Annotated in this window: 16 protein-coding genes; 4 read left to right on the top strand and 12 right to left on the bottom strand. The window is 46.4% G+C overall.

The window, feature by feature from the left end; genetic code table 11:
• Positions 1-52: 52 nt before the first annotated feature.
• Positions 53-973 (bottom strand): LysR family transcriptional regulator, encoded by a 921-nt coding sequence (locus EH207_RS07525; RefSeq protein WP_137713422.1) that lies wholly within the window; start codon positions 971-973, stop codon positions 53-55.
• A 188-nt stretch (positions 974-1,161) separates the two neighbouring features.
• Between EH207_RS07525 and EH207_RS07520 the strand changes: the two genes are divergently transcribed.
• Complete coding sequence (locus tag EH207_RS07520; protein WP_137713421.1) at positions 1,162-2,061, top strand: AEC family transporter; 900 nt, start codon at positions 1,162-1,164, stop codon at positions 2,059-2,061.
• A gap of 124 nt (positions 2,062-2,185) precedes the next feature.
• Here the strand turns inward: EH207_RS07520 and EH207_RS07515 are convergent, their stop codons facing one another.
• Entirely contained in the window at positions 2,186-3,295 is a 1,110-nt protein-coding gene (locus EH207_RS07515) for a flavin-containing monooxygenase (protein ID WP_137713420.1), read from the bottom strand.
• A gap of 461 nt (positions 3,296-3,756) precedes the next feature.
• Here EH207_RS07515 and EH207_RS07510 point away from each other — a divergent pair, with 461 nt between their 5' ends.
• On the top strand, positions 3,757-4,617 hold the full coding sequence (locus EH207_RS07510) for an AraC family transcriptional regulator (RefSeq protein WP_137713419.1): 861 nt from the start codon (positions 3,757-3,759) through the stop codon (positions 4,615-4,617).
• A 31-nt stretch (positions 4,618-4,648) separates the two neighbouring features.
• On the opposite strand, the gene EH207_RS07505 is transcribed toward EH207_RS07510, so the two are convergent.
• From EH207_RS07505 to EH207_RS07465, 9 genes are all read right to left on the bottom strand, one after another.
• Complete coding sequence (locus EH207_RS07505; protein ID WP_137713418.1) at positions 4,649-6,169, bottom strand: DHA2 family efflux MFS transporter permease subunit; 1,521 nt, start codon at positions 6,167-6,169, stop codon at positions 4,649-4,651.
• A 7-nt stretch (positions 6,170-6,176) separates the two neighbouring features.
• On the bottom strand, positions 6,177-7,349 hold the full coding sequence (locus EH207_RS07500) for an HlyD/EmrA/EmrK family protein (RefSeq protein ID WP_137713417.1): 1,173 nt from the start codon (positions 7,347-7,349) through the stop codon (positions 6,177-6,179).
• A 156-nt stretch (positions 7,350-7,505) separates the two neighbouring features.
• A complete protein-coding gene (fabG, locus tag EH207_RS07495) occupies positions 7,506-8,282 on the bottom strand; it encodes a 3-oxoacyl-ACP reductase FabG (protein WP_137713416.1) in 777 nt (258 codons plus the stop codon).
• A complete protein-coding gene (locus EH207_RS07490) occupies positions 8,279-9,046 on the bottom strand; it encodes a polyketide synthase family protein (RefSeq protein WP_175413656.1) in 768 nt (255 codons plus the stop codon). The genes fabG and EH207_RS07490 overlap by 4 nt, the downstream gene beginning before the upstream one ends.
• A 26-nt stretch (positions 9,047-9,072) precedes the next feature.
• The gene (locus EH207_RS07485) at positions 9,073-10,341 is read right to left on the bottom strand and encodes a beta-ketoacyl-[acyl-carrier-protein] synthase family protein (RefSeq protein WP_137713414.1); all 1,269 of its coding nucleotides are present in this window, start codon (positions 10,339-10,341) and stop codon (positions 9,073-9,075) included.
• Positions 10,342-10,419: 78 nt separating this feature from the next.
• A complete protein-coding gene (locus EH207_RS07480; protein WP_137713413.1) occupies positions 10,420-10,656 on the bottom strand; it encodes an acyl carrier protein in 237 nt (78 codons plus the stop codon).
• A gap of 51 nt (positions 10,657-10,707) precedes the next feature.
• Entirely contained in the window at positions 10,708-11,889 is a 1,182-nt protein-coding gene (locus tag EH207_RS07475; protein WP_137713412.1) for a cysteine desulfurase family protein, read from the bottom strand.
• Positions 11,886-12,242, bottom strand: coding sequence for an iron-sulfur cluster assembly scaffold protein (locus EH207_RS07470; protein WP_137713411.1), 357 nt, complete (start codon positions 12,240-12,242; stop codon positions 11,886-11,888). Before EH207_RS07470 ends, EH207_RS07475 begins: the two co-directional genes overlap by 4 nt.
• A gap of 15 nt (positions 12,243-12,257) precedes the next feature.
• A complete protein-coding gene (locus tag EH207_RS07465; protein ID WP_137713410.1) occupies positions 12,258-13,427 on the bottom strand; it encodes a LuxE/PaaK family acyltransferase in 1,170 nt (389 codons plus the stop codon).
• A gap of 842 nt (positions 13,428-14,269) precedes the next feature.
• On the opposite strand from EH207_RS07465, the gene pykF reads away from it, so the two are divergent.
• Positions 14,270-15,682 (top strand): pyruvate kinase PykF, encoded by a 1,413-nt coding sequence (pykF, locus tag EH207_RS07460; RefSeq protein ID WP_137713409.1) that lies wholly within the window; start codon positions 14,270-14,272, stop codon positions 15,680-15,682.
• Positions 15,683-16,002: 320 nt separating this feature from the next.
• Positions 16,003-16,239, top strand: coding sequence for a major outer membrane lipoprotein (locus EH207_RS07455; protein WP_005970385.1), 237 nt, complete (start codon positions 16,003-16,005; stop codon positions 16,237-16,239).
• A 191-nt stretch (positions 16,240-16,430) separates the two neighbouring features.
• Here the strand turns inward: EH207_RS07455 and EH207_RS07450 are convergent, their stop codons facing one another.
• Complete coding sequence (locus EH207_RS07450; protein ID WP_137713408.1) at positions 16,431-17,474, bottom strand: L,D-transpeptidase family protein; 1,044 nt, start codon at positions 17,472-17,474, stop codon at positions 16,431-16,433.
• Positions 17,475-17,746 lie beyond the last annotated feature (272 nt).

Raw genomic sequence — 17,746 nt, 5'->3', positions numbered from 1 at the left:
GGATCGATCTTATCTGTCGTATGCCAATATGTCGGTCTTGATTAACCTCATGTTAATCAAGATTGAACAGGTGAAAGCCACCGTCCTCCAGCGTGCTGCGCAGATGTTCGACGAATACCTGCGCAAATTGCGCCAGAGGTTCACGCCGCAGGTGCACAAGACTGATGGTCAGGCGTTCTTCGTTGAGGAGCGGCAACACTGCCATCTGCTCCGCACCCGACGCCCGGAAAGAAATTTCATCGACGACGGAAAAACCAGTGCCGTTTTTAACCAGCGCGCAGGCGTGGTGGGGAGAATCGACATCAATGCTGGGGCGATATGGCAGGCCCACGCGTTCGAAAGCCTGGTTCATGAAACTGTGAAACGGGGTATCCACTGCGTAACCGATGAACGCTGTATCCGCCAACGCCTCAGGCAACTCGTTTGCCGGAACGCGGGTCAGCGAATGGTCTACCGGGCATACCACCAGCACCCGGATATAGCTCAGAGGAATGGCACGCAAATTGGGGTGATCGATAGGGAACAGCGAGATACCGAAGTCGGCCTGCTGATCAAGCAGACGGTCGCGCAACAAAACATGGCGCAGACATTCCAGGCTGACGAGGATGGCTTCGTTGCACCGTCGGAAAGCAGCGATGGCATCCGGCACCAGTTGGTGCCCCAGACTAGGGCTACTGGCGATACGCAGCACGCCATGACGCTGCTGAACCAGATTGTGCAATGTGGTGTTGACCCGTTGAATATCGCGATAGACCATTTCAACATCGGTGAAAAGACATCTCGCCTCTGGAGATGGATACAGCCTCCCCTTAACCCGCTCAAACAGTTGAAAGCCAATTCGCGCCTCAGTATGGGAGAGCATCCGGCTGACCGCCGGCTGAGACACATACAGAAGTTGCGCGGCGCCGTTGATCGAACCTGTGATCATGACCGCCCGAAAGACTTCGATTTGACGCAGATTCAGCGATTGCATTTGGCATACCTCTGTGGAATTAATGGCGTCCGCCTATCGCCGAACGCTTAACAACAGGTTATATGACCATAGCAATTAATATGCCAACGGCATAAACAGACTGAATGTCGCGCTGACAACAGGCAAACGACCCGCTAATAATGTAATTCGCACCCTATTTGAGATTTGAGGTTGAGGAGCCTACCGCCGTGGCCATTACACAAACGATCCTGCCTGTTTTTCTGCTGATTATGCTGGGCTATGTTCTGGCCCGCCGTGGCGCGCTTGATCCCCACACCAATAAGGCGCTGGGGGCTCTGGCCTTCAAACTGTTCATGCCGATGGTGCTGTTCACCGGGATGATCAACGCACCGCTGCATGACGGCCTGAACACCAAGATCCTGGCCGCCTATTTCGTTCCGGCATTGTTCATTTTCGCCGTGGTCAACCTGTCGGTTCATCGCAGTCTGGGACATCCCACCCCATTCGGCCTGACCGCATCCTTCGCCAACAATGCCCTGATCGGCCTGGCGATGGTGGCGGGGCTGTTTGGCAACGACGGTCTGGTACTGCTGTTCACCCTGCTCGCCGTGCACAGTCTGCTGCTGTTCAGCGCTCAGAGCGTCTACGATAGCTTCGCCGGCAACGAACCGTTCAAACCCGGCGTTCTGATCACCAGCCTCGCCAATCCGATGATCGTCGGCTTGTTGTTGGGAACGGCGGTCAACCTGATGAACCTCACGCTACCGGGCTGGAGTATGAAACTGGCGACTTGGCTGGCTCAGGCGGCGTTGCCCTGCGCGCTTATCGCGCTCGGCGCCAACCTCTCCGGCTATCGGTTACGCCCCAGCGCGCTTGCCGTCGTCATCACCGTCGCCAAGCTGGTCGCCATGCCCTTGCTGGTACTGCTGACTTGCATGCTGATGAACATCAGCGGCATGCCGCGCGATGTACTGGTGCTGATGGCCGCCAATCCCTCCGGCGTCAATGTGCTTGGCTTTGCGCGCTCGCTGGAAGATAGCCAGATCGTCAGTTCGGCTATTTCTCTTTCCACACTGCTGTCGATGGCCACTCTCCCGCTGTGGATGTGGATCACCAGCCTGCTTTAAGCCACGCCGTAATTCACCCCACCTTGAGGGTGAACGTTGTGGTTTATTGAATAGAAGTGATTACATTCCATTGAAATTCGTCCGAATTCGGTACTCGGGTCCATTTCCGAAACAGTGGGTTATTTCATCTTTCATTGTCGCGAAGTGTAGTTTGGTTTTTTGAAAAATCATCCAGATAACATTCAATCCAGTCAGCCACCCTCATCGCATCTTTAGCGGCGCCTTGCACCAGTTCCGATCCACGGCAACTAAGCCATTTTTTACCGACAATGAATAAACCCGGGTAAGGCGTCTTACCACCATGTTGATAGCCGTTTTCGCAGATAAAACCGTGCTCATCCACCGCATCCGGTAACGTCAGCCAGCGTGTATCTTCACGGTAGCCCAGACACCATATAACAACATCGGCTTTATAACGCCGCCTTTCGGAATCGATTAAATACCGGCCGTCACAACGCTCTAGTCTCCCCGCCAAACGGATGCCTGCGTCAACCAGTTTGTCGTCGTTCAACGACTTACTGGGAATAGGATTTCTGCGTCGCAGAATTTTACCTATCAAACTGTGGGTATCCGCATAAAGAATCCGCGTTGCGGTCAGCCACCAGAAAATATCTTTCCCAAAAATGTGATGAGAAATAAAAACGCGTCTGGCACCGCAAAATAGAGTGACCTGATGTTCAGCGGACAGTTCCCGGGCAATCATCCTACCGCTGGAGCCATCCCCCACAATGATGATCTTTCTCCCTTTTCCCACTTGTTCCGGTCTTTGGTATTGATCGGCACTTAACTGGATAACCTCTTCCGACAGTTGCTCCGCTTCAGGAGGGACAATGGCTAATTGATTAGCGCCTGTCGCGTTTACCAGACACGGTGCCTGGAAAGTCCGATCGTCATTTGCATAAACCTGATACATACCGTCCTGGCAATGAACCGCTTTCACTTCCATTTCGGTGCACAGATCCAAATCATAATACCGCGCATAACGCTCCAGATAATCTGCAACCTCATGTTTATCAGGATAACCGTTCCTTTCTCCCCTCATCGATAGACCAGGCAGTTCAGTCATGGCTCGCGATGTAAATAGCCGCATACTATCTTGCCTTCTACGCCAGACATCACCTATCCGCCGATCTTTTTCCAGCAATACGCAATCAATCCTTTTTTTCCTCAGCGCCTTAGCCACACTCAAACCAGCCTGTCCGGCACCGACAATAATGCATTCCGTTTTTTTCACACCGTTACTCCGCAACGTCGTTCCAAATGATGTTTCACCAGTGGCTTTGCTACACAACCCCTGTTGATGCTGCGACAAGGTAGACTACTATTTATAGATGAAGCTTGAAAAAACTGGCTGATTTCCGCAAAGATACTTTTCGCTTTCACGTCCTTGCTTTTTTCTGGTTTTTTGCCACTCACTTTGCGCGACCGAAGGACACGCAACCACGGCACGGTTATGTGTTCAGCATTGGCGTATCCTGACGACACTTTGGGTAATCACACTCAGTCCATTGTTGACATGCCTTATAGCGAGTGGTAAAAGCGTGTGGGTCGAAAGGGGTATCTATGATCGCGAATAGGATTCGTTAATTTTTTCTCTATGCGTTTTAATTTTCTCATAGAGAAAATAGATATATTCGACTAACGTCAAAAACATCACTTTGCGTTATTATTTTGTCTTACAAGGAGTCGGTAAAAATGATGAAAAATTTAAATCCTCTTTATTTCATCAGGCAACACCCATTCTCCACACTGAATATAATACTGTCTCATAATATGATCGCTGAATGGCATAGTCATCCTTGCCTGCAAATTTGTCTTTCCCCTCATAATGAACTGATTACGATAGAAGCAGAAAGTGGAGCCCAAAAATCTTATGGCTTTATTATTCCCCCCAACCTTCCGCATCGATTAGATACATCTTCTCAGTGCTGTATTAATTTACTCGTCGACCCTGCCGATCCTAATTATCACCGGCTGGTGCATCGAACTACCTCTAATAGCCTGACCTTACTTGATTATTATTCGGCGTTAATGTTGGTCTCGTTGGTTCAGCAAGCACTCACAACACATGTTTCTCTGGATCTTATTCAGGTGGAACGATTGCTGACGCCATACCCGCCTTGCAGATGCCAGACGGATAAACGCATTGACAGAGCGGTATCGCTAATGAACAGTTTACCCGTGAAATGTGTTTCTTCAAAAACGATTTCAGCGCGTATATTTCTGTCTGAAAGCCGTTTCTTACACTTGTTTCGCGATAAAATGGGAATTAATTTTCGTGGCTATCTACTCTGGCAACGCTTTCGAGATGCAGTTGGAAACATTGATTGCGATACCACATTAACGTCGCTGGCAAGTGATTGTGGATTTTCCGATTGCGCCCATTTCAGCCGAACCTGCATGACGACTTTCGGTTTGCGCCCATCATCTTTAAGGCAGGCACTGCATAACAATACATTATGGAAATTTAAAAAAACCAGTAATAATTGCCCTGTATGCCGAGATAATATGCACAATACAACAGCGTATTCACAGCAACTTGTGAGCACCCCGTAAATGACAATAACCCCCATACATATAATATTTTTCAGGCCGATATTATCTTAGGTATCGGCTTCGATATCCATACCAATGCCAACAACAGCAAGAAAATAAAACCAAATAACCAGAAAATCTCATTGGCCGCGATGATCAACCCCTGTTGGGTAATGATCTGGTTCAATTGATTAAAACTCTGCTGCTGCGTCAACCCCTGTTCGGACAGTTGCCGATATGTCTCTTCCTGGAGAGGGTTATAAAGGGTTACTGACTCGGTTAAACGTTCATGATGCCAGGCCTCGCGACGCGACCACAATGTGGTCGTCAGCGATGTGCCGATGGATGTTGCCAGGGTGCGCAAAAAATTAAATAAACTCCCGGCAGAGGCGACCTTAGAAGGCTCAATATCAGACAGAATAATCGCATTCAACGGCATAAGAAATGTTGCAATAGCCAATCCTTGAATAAACTGGGGCCAAACTGCGGCTGCAAATCCCATTGAAGGCTCATATGTCAAAGCGCGCCAGAAAAAGCAACAGGCAAAAACAATGAAACTGAAAGTCACCAAATAACGCATATCGAATTTTTCACTGAAGCGGCCAATCAACGGCGCCAGAAACAGCGGTAAGATACCAATAGGCGCCATTGCCAGTCCCGCCCACGTAGCGGTGTAGCCAAACACGGTTTGCAACAGTTGAGGTTGCAATACCAGCGTACCGATGTGTAATAAAAACGCCAGGCTGATACAAAGCGTGCCGACAGTAAAGTTACGCGACTTGAACAACTTCAGGTCAATAATCGGACTGCTATCGGTAAGCTCCCAGATAATCAGAAAAGTCACGGAAACCACCGCTATGATTGCCAATACGATGATTTCCGTCGAGTTGAACCAATCCAACTCTTTTCCCCGGTCCAATAACAACTGAAAGCATCCTACGCCAACGATTAATAGCAACAGCCCTATTTTATCCACCAACTGACGCTCCGTGACTGTTTCCTTCCCTTTCAGCAACAGACCCACGGTAAGAACAATTACGATGCCGAATGGAATATTGATCAGAAATATTCCGCCCCAATGGTAATTATCGCTAATCCAGCCGCCAAGTAGCGGGCCACAGATAGGTGCGACAATTAACGTCATGGACCAGAACGCCAATGCCATGTTGCGTTTTTGTGGCGGATAATGGCTTAGCAACAGGCTTTGCGACAATGGAAGTATCGGCCCCGCAACAGCACCTTGAAGAATACGCGCGACAATCAACATCGCGATATTATTCGCAATACCGCATAACCAGGAGGCTACAACAAACAACAACGTAGCGATCAGAAACAGGCGCACTTCACCAAAACGCCTGGCCAGCCACCCCGTTAATGGAATGGAAATCGCATTTGCGACGGCAAACGACGTGATAACCCAGGTGCCCTGTGACGTTGAAGCACCGATATCGCCTGAAATCGTGGAAATGGAAACATTGGCAATGGTGAGATCCAGGATTTGCATAAAAGCAGCAAACGCCAGCATAAAGGTTAACCATCCCAGACGCGCACCAGATAACGGCTCTTTTACCATTGCACTCTCATCCCCCCGCCTGCACGTTTCTGGCAATAATTTGTGAAATTAACTCATTAATCGGGGCTTGCTCGTAAGACAAGGTTTCCGTTTGATAACGGATCTGCTCGTCGCTTCTGACAGCCAGTGCAGGGCCGGCGTTATCCGTGATATCAACGGTCGCCGTCATGGACAAACCGATGCGTAGCGGATACCGCTTCAATTGGTTCGGTTCCAGATCAATGCGCACCGGGACACGTTGCACCACCTTGATCCAGTTTCCGGTTGCATTCTGTACAGGGAGTAACGAGAAAGCACTGCCGGTGCCCATATCCAATCCGACAATTTTCCCCTGATAAATCACTTTATCGCCATAAACATCGCTGACCAGCCTGACTGCTTGTCCAATACGCATATCGCGGATTTGGGTTTCCTTAAAATTGGCGTCTACCCATAGCTGTTCCTCAGGGATGATCGCCATCAGAGACGACCCCTTGTTAACCCTGGCGCCAATTTGAACGTTGCGGCGCGATACATATCCGGCGGCAGGCGCAACAATTTTAGTACGTTGCAAACTCAGCCAGGCCTCACGCAATCGGCTCGCAGACTGCTGAATGGCCGGTTGCTGGGGTAACGGCGTATCCAGAAGCAGCGCATCGCCCGCACGCAGTTGCTCGCGGACAACGTCGAGCTCGGCCTGCGCCATTTGCATCTGCATTTTGGCGTGCTGCAACGTTTCTTTATCAATCGCCCCGCGATCTGCCAAATTTGCCCGACGCTTAAAATCACTCTCGGCTTTTCGCAAAGCGAGTTGTTTCAAACGCACCTTAGCCCGCAGACGATTCTGATCAACTATCTTTTGTTGAGTTTGTCTGACGGCACTCGCCAGCATATTTTGAGCATAGATAAAAGACACCTGCTCATCGGTAGGCTCCAATTCAAGCAATATATCGCCTTTGTTAACTCGCTGAGTATTTTCGGCATAAATTTTACTTACGCTTCCAGCGACCTGGGCCATAACGTTTACCTGATTACCGACAACATAGGCATCATTAGTGGTTTGATAATGGCACAACACCAGATACCAATAGAGGCAATAGCCTATTGCCATCAGGATAAATAATACCGAGGCGACAACTATCGACTTTTTGCGTTTGTTAGGCTGTTCTGTATGAGGTTTAAGCAGCGCGCGTGCAGTCATATACCTTCCAGCAGCAATGAGATTCGTTTGCCTTACTCTTAACATCTTAAAGCCAGCTCAACAGAACCCATTGGATCAATTATAAAGGTTGAATTCTGTTAGCGAGCTTAACGGATAACATCGCTAATAAATTGAAAAAACCAGCTATTTTGATACTTATACGCTCATACCGCCATCAATGACCAAAGTGTGACCCGTAATATATCGCCCCCCTTCTCCTAATAAAAATAACACGGCTAGCGCAACATCTTCCGGGGTTCCCATTCGGGGCAGCGGAATTTTTTTCAAAATACTTTTTTTCTCCGATAAAGACATATCTGCAACCATATCGGTGTCGATCAATCCCGGGGCAATAGCATTGACTCGGATATTAAAACGCCCTAACTCAACCGCCAAAGCGCGTGTCACACCGATCATTGCTGCCTTTGACGCAGCATAATTGCTTTGCCCCGTATTTCCTTTGAACGCAGAAATGGAGCTGATATTAACAATACAACCATTACCCTCAACAATCATTTCAGGTAGAAAAGCTTTATTAACAAAGTAAATAGCGTTGAGATTTCCATTAATAACATCAAGCCAGTTATCGTGCGACATATTAACCAGCAAACTATCCCGAACTATACCTGCATTATTTATAACAGCATAGGGAGACTTTAATCGGGAAAGCAATAAATTAGCCAAAGAATTAACTTGTTCCCTATCTGAGACATCACAACAATATGCCTCACTGGACAATCCCGCCTGTTGAAGCTCATTGACAATTTCCTGCGCCGCCTGCCCATTTTTACGATAGGTAAAAACCACGTGCAATCCCGAACCTGCCAGCATTTTCACAATACACTTTCCTATTCCCCTTGAACCGCCGGAAACAAAGACCCAACGAATGCCGCTTATTTCTTGTTTTTCAATAAAGGCTGTCAATCCCTTCATACCGTTATTCCTACAAGACTGATTTCAATAACAATAACCAACTCCCCATCAAGCCAAACAGGAAGAGTCAGCATATTGCACAATTTATTGTCGACAATAAAAGATGGATCAACGCTTATAGTATAATTGATCACCCCTATTTCACCGGACAAAGATAATGTCTGTATCGTCGGGGACAACATCACTTTATGCGTCGTGTGCAAGATAAATATATCCTCGGTATTTTTTCCCTGTTCTTTCAGATAGGGATAAAACGCTTCTCTGATCAACGTTTTTGCATGTTGACCAAGAAGCTGTGAGAAAATAAGGGCATCAATAAAAATCCAAAGCGCGGTGATATTCGGATAGTATTGTTGAAATGTTTTTTGTTTTTCAACTACACATTTGGGAGGCAAGCTGTAACGCGCAAGTTTCGCCAGCGATTCACAATGCAGGTTATGAAATGAAAAAGGCGCGTGATATCCAATCAGGTTTTTAGTGGTACTGCCGTCACCATGACATAAACTGAATAACGTTTTTCCAGACAACGTAGGGTGTTGTATATTGAACAAGCACTGTGTATTGGCAAGGATGGGCTGGCGTAATGACGCCTTCCATTGCCATCCCGCATGCGCCTTCTCCCTTTGATAGTCATCACAGTTCACCTTTAGAGGCAACATCATCAACATTCCGTGTACGGCAATATTTGGAATGCCGATACTTCGGGCCGCAGAGAGATTGAAATGAATAGGGTTGAAATCGTTAGAAAACTCAGCCCATCGCATTAGGTCGGTCGATGTATAACAGATATTCATAACTTAGCTTTGCTAAATAATAAGGCGCTATTAGAACCGCCAAACCCATAGTTAACATTTAGCGCCGTTTCTAAACGAGGAAGTACACGATGTTTATTAGGGATGAAATCCAAATCACACTCGGGATCAGGATTCAGTAAATTCAATGTGGCAGGCGCGATACTTTCCTCAATCGCCTTGACGCAAAAAATAGACTCCATGGCTCCCGAGGCGGCAATCAGATGTCCGGTATAGGATTTTGTACTGGAGATGGGAATATTGTACACCGACTTCCCAAAACTCTTTTTCAAAGCCAATGTTTCATTAAGATCGTTTAACGGCGTGGAAGTACCGTGCGCATTAATATAGTCAATATCTTGTACAGCGACCTTCGACTGACTCAATGCTGTCTGAATAACCATCATCCGGCCGTTAAGATTTGGGTCCGGCGCCGTCACATCCCAGGCGTCGGAGAAATTACTGTACCCAATAATCTCAGCCAAAATCGGCGCGCCACGCGTAACCGCATTTTCATACTCTTCCAGACATAAAACCGCCGCTCCCTCAGATAAAACAAAGCCGCTGCGATCCAGACTAAAGGGGCAACAGGCCTTCCGCTCATTCTCCTGCTCTTTACTGAGCGCACCGAGAATATCAATATTCCAGACAGAGAAGGGGTGACGTATGCTCTCTCCTCCCCCCGCCAGCATCATCTTGGCTCGGCCGCTTCGGATTATTTCAAATGCATCGCCAATCGCGATGCTTCCTGACGCGCAGGCAGCGACAGGTGTATTCTGATATCCGCAAAGATTCCAATTCATCGAGATGGCTGCCGATCCAACGCTCGGCATTGCCATAATATTACTTAAAGGAGAAGCAAGAGATTGTCTTGTGTAAGCTTCCCCATTTTCAGCAATATCATCTTCCCCACCCCACCCCGTGCCAAAAATAACGCCGCGTTCATGGGGAGAATAGATTTCATCAAGAGAACGGCGACTATCTTTCCCAAACGCCATGCTCAATGCTTCATCAGCTGCAATAAGCCCTAATCGACTAAATCGGGGAAGATATTTCAGTAATTTCTTTGAAAAACGTGAAACATCAACATGAAAAGGAATATGACCAAAAAACTTGGCCACAACATCCTCGTTGGGGTGGGAAACTAACGTATAGCCGAGGCGATAAGCAAGAATAGCGTTCCAAATATCCTGGCTATTTCCCCCAAGCGGACAGATCCCACCGTATCCTGTAACCACGACACGGTTAAGTCTTCGAGAAACAGACATATCATCACTTCCTATATGAAAAAATAAGCACTGTTTTGAACCGTACTGAATTAATGAGCATAACATTCCTCATTAATATTAACAGCACTGAGCCTCTATATACCCCACCAGATCGCCAAGCGTTTTAATACTTGAAAGCTCGGCCTTTTTTAATTCCAGGTTAACGCCTGACATTCTTTTTAATGCAACTTGTATTGATATATAGTCCAAACTCACCAGGCCAATTGTGTCTAGCTCCATATCAACGCTAAGAATATCTTCATCAGTGTCTGTCAACTCAATAATTTGTTCTTTAAGAAAATTAAAAACGTCCATTGTTTACTCTCAATTTTTATATTTAAAAAAACCATCATGTCTAATTAAGATTTAATTAATATTAAATCCAGCCATTCGATACAGATGAGAAGACTCTTCAGCTAACGCATCGGCTAAAAGTAAAATATCCTGGGCGGATGTCGTATGGCCCAGGCTAATACGTAGTGCGCCGTCAATGTTTTCATCCGATAATCCCATCGAACTCAGTACGTAAGAACGGCGCTTAGTCGTATTGTTGCTGCATGCAGAACTCAATGACAAAGAAATGCCGTAACACAGATCCAATCTACTGGCCAACGATTCAGCCCGAATACCAGGAAAACTGATATTCATCGTCCAGGGAGTTTGATTATCGGGGTGAGGACTTCCATTAACAATATAACGTATCCCAAGCTTATTTAACCGTTCCAAAAACCGGTCCCTCATCTGTTGACAGATTTCATAGCGTGACACCATGTCGCAATACGCCTCTTTCGCCGCCACAGACAACCCGGCCAAGCCCAGTGTATTCTCGGTGCCACTGCGCAAACCATACTCCTGGCCGCCCCCTAGGATATTCGGTCGGAGATTTATATTCGGCGCATAATATAAACCGCCAATTCCTTTTGGAGCATTAAACTTATGGCCGGAAAACGATAGTGTGGAAATACCGGTTAAGTGGCGACAATTAATCGGTATTTTCCCCACGGCCTGAACAGCATCTACATGTAGGTAAACGTTTTCCCGTGCTGCTATTCTTGATACCTCAACAAAAGGTTGAATCACACCTGTTTCATTATTAACGGCCATAAGCACGATCAAACGTGTATTTGGACGTAAAGCTTTTTGAATATCTAAGGCGGAAACTCTCCCCGTCTTATCTGGATCAACGATTGTCAATGCACCGCCTTGCTGCTGGTAGCAGCGTAAGATATTCAAAACCGAGGGATGTTCAATAGAGGAACAGATTATATGGCATTTGGCACAACTTCCCTCCGGCGCTGTGTTGAGTATGCTACCGAGCGCTAAATTATTACTTTCCGTTCCCCCAGAGGTAAACACAATATTCTCAATCGGGGTCCCCAGCAACTGCGCGACCGACGTTCTGGCTTCAGTTATCATTGCCTTCGCTGAAAAACTGAATTGGTGACTTCCCGATGGGTTTGCAAAAATATCCATAGCTTCTTGTATCGCACGCTTAACGCCAGGACTGAGAGGCGTTGTCGCGTTATGATCGAAATATAATCCGCTCATTTACAGTCCCTTAGCTGCCTGAATAAATCATGAAGCATGTCAATGCAGTGATGCTGAGAAGGCGCCAACGCACCTAAAAGCTTATCTATTTCATTTGAAGGCATAGCAGAAATTTCATGCATAACCTTTCCTTCCACAACGCGACAAAATAAGTTAGCCATCGCTAATAATGCCGTACACCCCCATGCGCGGAACTTCGCTTCTTTGATAATATTCTGATCATCAATCACTAAATCAATATCTACTTTATCTCCACATACAGAATTGCCCAGAGAGAGTCTAATGCCTGGATTAACCACTTCGCCTTGATGTTCAGGATTGCAGAAATTATCTATAATAATATCATTAAACATAATATTTTATTCATCCTAAAGGTTTTCTCTCTCATCGTTGTTCGCCAGCTTTCTTTCAAGATTGACGGCACAGCATCCAAACTCTTTAGCCGCTGATGTTCTTGACACAAACTCCACGCGCTGAGAATTGCGCCAACTTTTACATTTGTCTGTACGCAAATAGACCAAATCCTCAGTTAATAACAATGCGGGCACCGAAATTGCTAAAGGGTCCAACACCGCCAACTGACCAATTTCGCCGTCCGGTACTTCTTGCGTGATATCTTCGGGATTACGCACTGAAAAGTGAATATAAGGGGGAACATGTTTGTGGTGGTACTCATCCTCAATTGCCAACACATTGGCTTCCGCCATGCCATACATATCACGGATATGTTCAGGGGGGATACCCAACCAATTAGTGATATCCTGATTTAATTCCGAACGGGAAATCATTTCACCGGAAAAACGTTTCCATCCACCCATCATAATTATCAAGCTGTCTTTATCCAATTCGAGCTTGATATTTCTCTTTTTTAGGTGAGAAATAAAGCGATGTACCATAAATGGCGGTCCCATGATATGTCGCGTAAAATTATTTTGCCAACCTGCTAATTGTTCCAACACGTTATCACAATCAAATTCATTGCGTTGAACCGCATAATACCTTGTATCAAGCAGTCCGGTAAGAAAATTAAATATCTTCACTAATGCCATTTCAGGAGCATCTTCTGGGGAAGGACACAAACATAGACCTGCCCCGGAAGATATTTTAAACATTGAACGATAATTTGTATATACGGTTAAAACCGTATTATTCATCGTTTCGTGACACCGCCGATTGATGCTAGGGATACCGCTCGTCCCCGTTGAAAACATTTCATGTTCCACTTCATTCAACGGTATGCTGAGCAATTTAAAATTATCTGTTGACTTATAAACAGAAATAGGAATCAAGGGGATACGAACCAGATCATCAAATTCATTGATATCTGAGAGAGAAACACCCTGCTCATCGCATAGTTTCCGATAATAGTGATTATTATTATAATGAAAGCTAAAAGCCTCTTTAATTAAAAGTGTCTTTAATATTTTTTGCTCTTCAATAGAGAGACGATATAAAGCATCGACATCGGAAATCAACCATTTTAAAGGAGAACCACCTAATAATTTTATTCCATTATAGATATTAACCAAATTGTCCATAGTATAGTTTCACTCTAATTAAAAATTCCCTATCAGTATGCTATATACTATCGTATTATTCTTGAATAAACTTGCTAACATATATTAGCGAATATGTTTCGCATAAATTAAGAAACCATTAAAAACAACATAGAATCTAATTCACCGTCAGAAAAATTGAAGCCTTGAAACAAATTTGTCACATCAGTGCAGAAGATGCCTTAGGCGTTATTATCAATAGCGATAATCCGCCATTAATAGCGCTGTCACCGGCATAATCTGGTTTTGCCCGTTTGCGCCGTCACCGTCCACAATGACGGACAAACCATCACTTGTTATTATTCTCTCAAATTCGATGACGGCAAACCCCCATACAGATTGATAGAGAACGCTTTATTTACATAGTGTTTTTCTAAATAAATTGCGGCAGAATCCTGTCAACGGCACTGCATACCGGCGGTGATCTTTCCTCTTTTTATGGAGTTTTCTATGCAGTTGAGCAACATAGGCAGGTAAAAATTGCAAACAGCTCGGTTTTTTGCGTAAAAATGACAAAATATTGACTTTGATAGGTTTTACCAGCTTGTTTCTCATCGCCCAATAACTATAATACGAAACGTTGTTTCACTGAATGGTTTCAGCTTACACACGTGCCACAATCAATAACGCTATTGTCAACGGCATCGCCTACTCTTATCACGCTAACAATATGCGACAAGCGGTTACGCTTTCATCATCTGTTCGCTGCAACCATCTATACTTGTCTGTTTAAGATCGTTTCCAAATGCATTTTTCCGGAAGCGGTTTTCCTGCTGCTGCCGGTGCTACGTTTTTTATCCACCACAACTTGTAGAAACCAACGTATGAAAAAGACAAAAATTGTTTGTACCATCGGGCCGAAAACTGAGTCAGAAGAAATGTTGAACAACATGCTGACCGCAGGCATGAATGTCATGCGCCTGAATTTCTCACACGGGGATTACGCTGAACACGGCCAACGCATTAAGAACCTGCGGGCAGTGGTGGCGAAAACCGGTAAACAAGCCGCTATCCTGCTCGACACCAAAGGCCCTGAAATCCGCACCATGAAATTAGAAAACGGTGCGGATGCGTCCCTGACCGCCGGTCAAACGTTCACGTTCACCACCGATCAAAGCGTTGTTGGTAATAAAGATCGCGTTGCCGTGACCTATGCCGGTTTCACCGAAGACCTGAGCGTCGGCAACACCGTGCTGGTCGATGATGGGCTGATCGGTATGCAAGTCACCGCGATAAGCGGCAATGAGGTGGTGTGCAAAGTCCTGAACAACGGCGATCTGGGCGAAAATAAAGGGGTTAACCTGCCGGGTGTTTCCATTCAATTGCCCGCGCTGGCTGAAAAAGACAAACGCGATCTGATTTTCGGTTGCGAACAAGGCGTCGATTTCGTCGCTGCGTCCTTCATCCGTAAGGGTTCTGACGTTGAAGAGATTCGCGCTCATCTGAAAGCGCACGGCGGCGAGCACATCCAGATCATTTCTAAAATCGAAAACCAGGAAGGTTTGAACAATTTCGACGAAATCCTGGAAGCCTCCGACGGCATTATGGTGGCTCGTGGCGACCTGGGGGTTGAGATTCCGGTCGAAGAAGTGATTTTCGCGCAGAAAATGATGATCGAGAAATGTAATCAGGCTCGCAAAGTGGTCATCACCGCGACGCAAATGCTAGACTCCATGATCAAAAACCCACGCCCTACCCGCGCTGAAGCGGGCGATGTCGCCAACGCCATCATCGACGGCACTGATGCTGTCATGCTGTCGGGTGAAAGTGCGAAAGGGAAATATCCGTTGGAAGCCGTGACAATTATGGCAACCATCTGCCAACGCACTGACACCGTGATGAAGTCTCGCCTCGATACGCTCAAGACGCCTGGCAAACTGCGGATTACCGAAGCCGTTTGCCGCGGTGCGGTGGAAACCGCAGAGAAACTGGATGCGCCATTGATCGTCGTGGCAACCAGCGGCGGCAAATCAGCGAAATCGATTCGTAAATATTTCCCAAACGCACGCATTCTTGCGCTGACCACCAACGAAGTAACCGCTCGTCAACTGCTGCTGAGTAAAGGCGTTGATACCCTGTTGGTAAAAGAAATTGCCTCCACCGATGACTTCTACCGTCTTGGGAAAGAAGCGGCGTTAAACAGCGGCTATGCACAGGAGGGGGATGTTGTCGTAATGGTTTCAGGCGCGCTGGTTTCCAGCGGCACGACCAACACTGCATCGGTACACCGTCTCTAAATCAGAAACGGCTGCTCAAATATTATTTAAGGCGCCTTGAATGGCGCTTTTTTATTTTCTGCTATGATTAAATACGCGCGGGTAACTAAATAATATTTATGCTTACGCATAATTCTAACTAGTCAAACACATCAGACTTATCTGATAAAAATAACGCTGTTTTCCCTACTTTTTTTATGATTTTTCAAAACTCGCTGCTTCTTTGAGCGAATGATCGAAATTAAGCATGTTCTCATCAAAAATTTATTCTCATTAGAAAAAAGTTTGTGTAATACTTGTAATGCTACATGGAGATTAACTCAATCTAGAGGGTATTAATAATGAATCGTACTAAACTGGTACTGGGCGCGGTAATTCTGGGTTCTACTCTGCTGGCTGGTTGCTCAAGCAACGCTAAAATCGATCAACTTTCTTCTGACGTTCAGACACTGAACGCTAAAGTTGATCAACTGAGCAATGACGTGAATGCAATCCGCTCTGACGTACAGGCTGCTAAAGATGACGCAGCTCGTGCTAACCAGCGTCTGGACAACCAAGTTCGTACTTACAAAAAGTAATAGAACTGGTTAAGTCGTGAAAATGGCGCACAATGTGCGCCATTTTTTTTTGCTTTCTTTTCAGATGAGTACGGTGCGTTGCCTTACTTTTGTACCGGCAGGAGGTTGCTGCCGCATCCCGCCGATAACCTTCCTTCATAGAGATCACTCGCGAATGAACGCGAGTGTCTCCCAGCAGCCGTTGGCTCGCATTACTGAGCGGCTGATGAGCTGATAGCGGTAATGGGCGCCTCCTGATTCGCTGTGGCGCCATCTGCTGCGGATTCATCTTCGGCAGATTGTAGGGGGGGGTCATAGCTATTGATATCATGTCCTACATTCACCAGAATCGGCATTCCTGAACGACGTGCGATAGCATCAGCGACCGCTCTCGCATCGGTATCGTCCGCATCAATGAATTTTTTGGTTTTATCCGAAATCGTGATCGGCATGGTTTGCGGATCGTCTTTATCCGATTTGGATAATGGCTGGTGAACCTCTACATAACGTTTACCGTCCGGCTCAACCGATGTCTTGATGGCGTCATTGACGATCTGTACGCGTGTTCCGGTAGGCGCATTGTCAAACAGCGCCTTGATATCGTCTGGTCTCAAGCGGATACAACCTGAGCTGACGCGCATACCGATGCCAAAATTGGCGTTAGTGCCATGCAGCAGATAAACACCGCCGTGCGCAGCAAGGCGCAACGCATGCGCGCCCATCGGATTATCCGGCCCGGCGGGCACGACCGCGGGCAGCGTGATCCCCTGCTCTTCAAGATAGTGTTTACGAATATTGGCTGTCGGCGTCCAGGTCGGGTTAGCCCGTTTCTCACTGATCGAGGTCGTCATCAATGGCGTATCACGACCAAGTTGACCAATACCGATAGGGTAAACAATCACGGTGTTCTTGCCTTTGGGGTAATAGTAAAGGCGCAACTCGGACAGGTTGACGACAATCCCCTTGCGGGGCGTATCAGGCAGCAGCATTTGGGTAGGGATCGTCAGTGTGGAACCTGGCTTCGGCAGGTAGGGATCGGCACCTGGATTCGCTTCCAGCATGCCCAGCAGACCAATCTTGAATTCCGCAGCAATATCTTCCAGCGAGCGGCCATCATTCGGAACAGTATAAGCGATATTCTCACCGATGAGACGGCTATTGGGTGGCGGTAATGGATACTCCGTCGCACTGGCAGCGTTACTGCTTGCCAGATATGTCGCAAAGAACATACCAAATAAAGTTAACGCATGTTTCATACACAGTCCCTACGTCAAGGCTCAAGTGTCGGTTAATAAACGATATCTGGTCCTATTCCAAGCAACCAGCGTCCGGCCATATTAGCATTGCCAAAATAAAATCATATTTTATTTAAAAATCAACGCATTGATATTCAATTCTTTACAAAAGCGAATGTAGAGTAAAATCCATCTCGCGATAAATCTATCGACTCATTCCGAAATATGAGCGTGCAATGCCCAATAAAAAGCGAAAAGCGCCAGAGATAATATTCTGGCGCTTTGTTATGAAT

The organism is Brenneria rubrifaciens, assembly GCF_005484945.1.
Classification (GTDB): Bacteria; Pseudomonadota; Gammaproteobacteria; order Enterobacterales; family Enterobacteriaceae; genus Brenneria; species Brenneria rubrifaciens.
The sequence above is the reverse complement of the archived record's forward strand: the minus strand, read 5'-3'. Positions and strand labels throughout refer to the sequence as shown.

Excerpts from the sequence above, each read along its gene's own strand:
- EH207_RS07475 (WP_137713412.1), bottom strand. The coding sequence starts at position 11,889 with ATGAGCGGATTATATTTCGATCATAACGCGACAACGCCTCTCAGTCCT.
- EH207_RS07490 (WP_175413656.1), bottom strand. The coding sequence starts at position 9,046 with ATGCGATGGGCTGAGTTTTCTAACGATTTCAACCCTATTCATTTCAAT.
- EH207_RS07510 (WP_137713419.1), top strand. The coding sequence starts at position 3,757 with ATGATGAAAAATTTAAATCCTCTTTATTTCATCAGGCAACACCCATTC.
- fabG (WP_137713416.1), bottom strand. The coding sequence starts at position 8,282 with ATGAAGGGATTGACAGCCTTTATTGAAAAACAAGAAATAAGCGGCATT.
- EH207_RS07465 (WP_137713410.1), bottom strand. The coding sequence starts at position 13,427 with ATGGACAATTTGGTTAATATCTATAATGGAATAAAATTATTAGGTGGT.
- EH207_RS07525 (WP_137713422.1), bottom strand. The coding sequence starts at position 973 with ATGCAATCGCTGAATCTGCGTCAAATCGAAGTCTTTCGGGCGGTCATG.
- EH207_RS07450 (WP_137713408.1), bottom strand. The coding sequence starts at position 17,474 with ATGAAACATGCGTTAACTTTATTTGGTATGTTCTTTGCGACATATCTG.
- EH207_RS07505 (WP_137713418.1), bottom strand. The coding sequence starts at position 6,169 with ATGGTAAAAGAGCCGTTATCTGGTGCGCGTCTGGGATGGTTAACCTTT.
- EH207_RS07455 (WP_005970385.1), top strand. The coding sequence starts at position 16,003 with ATGAATCGTACTAAACTGGTACTGGGCGCGGTAATTCTGGGTTCTACT.
- EH207_RS07470 (WP_137713411.1), bottom strand. The coding sequence starts at position 12,242 with ATGTTTAATGATATTATTATAGATAATTTCTGCAATCCTGAACATCAA.
- EH207_RS07500 (WP_137713417.1), bottom strand. The coding sequence starts at position 7,349 with ATGACTGCACGCGCGCTGCTTAAACCTCATACAGAACAGCCTAACAAA.
- EH207_RS07480 (WP_137713413.1), bottom strand. The coding sequence starts at position 10,656 with ATGGACGTTTTTAATTTTCTTAAAGAACAAATTATTGAGTTGACAGAC.
- EH207_RS07485 (WP_137713414.1), bottom strand. The coding sequence starts at position 10,341 with ATGTCTGTTTCTCGAAGACTTAACCGTGTCGTGGTTACAGGATACGGT.
- pykF (WP_137713409.1), top strand. The coding sequence starts at position 14,270 with ATGAAAAAGACAAAAATTGTTTGTACCATCGGGCCGAAAACTGAGTCA.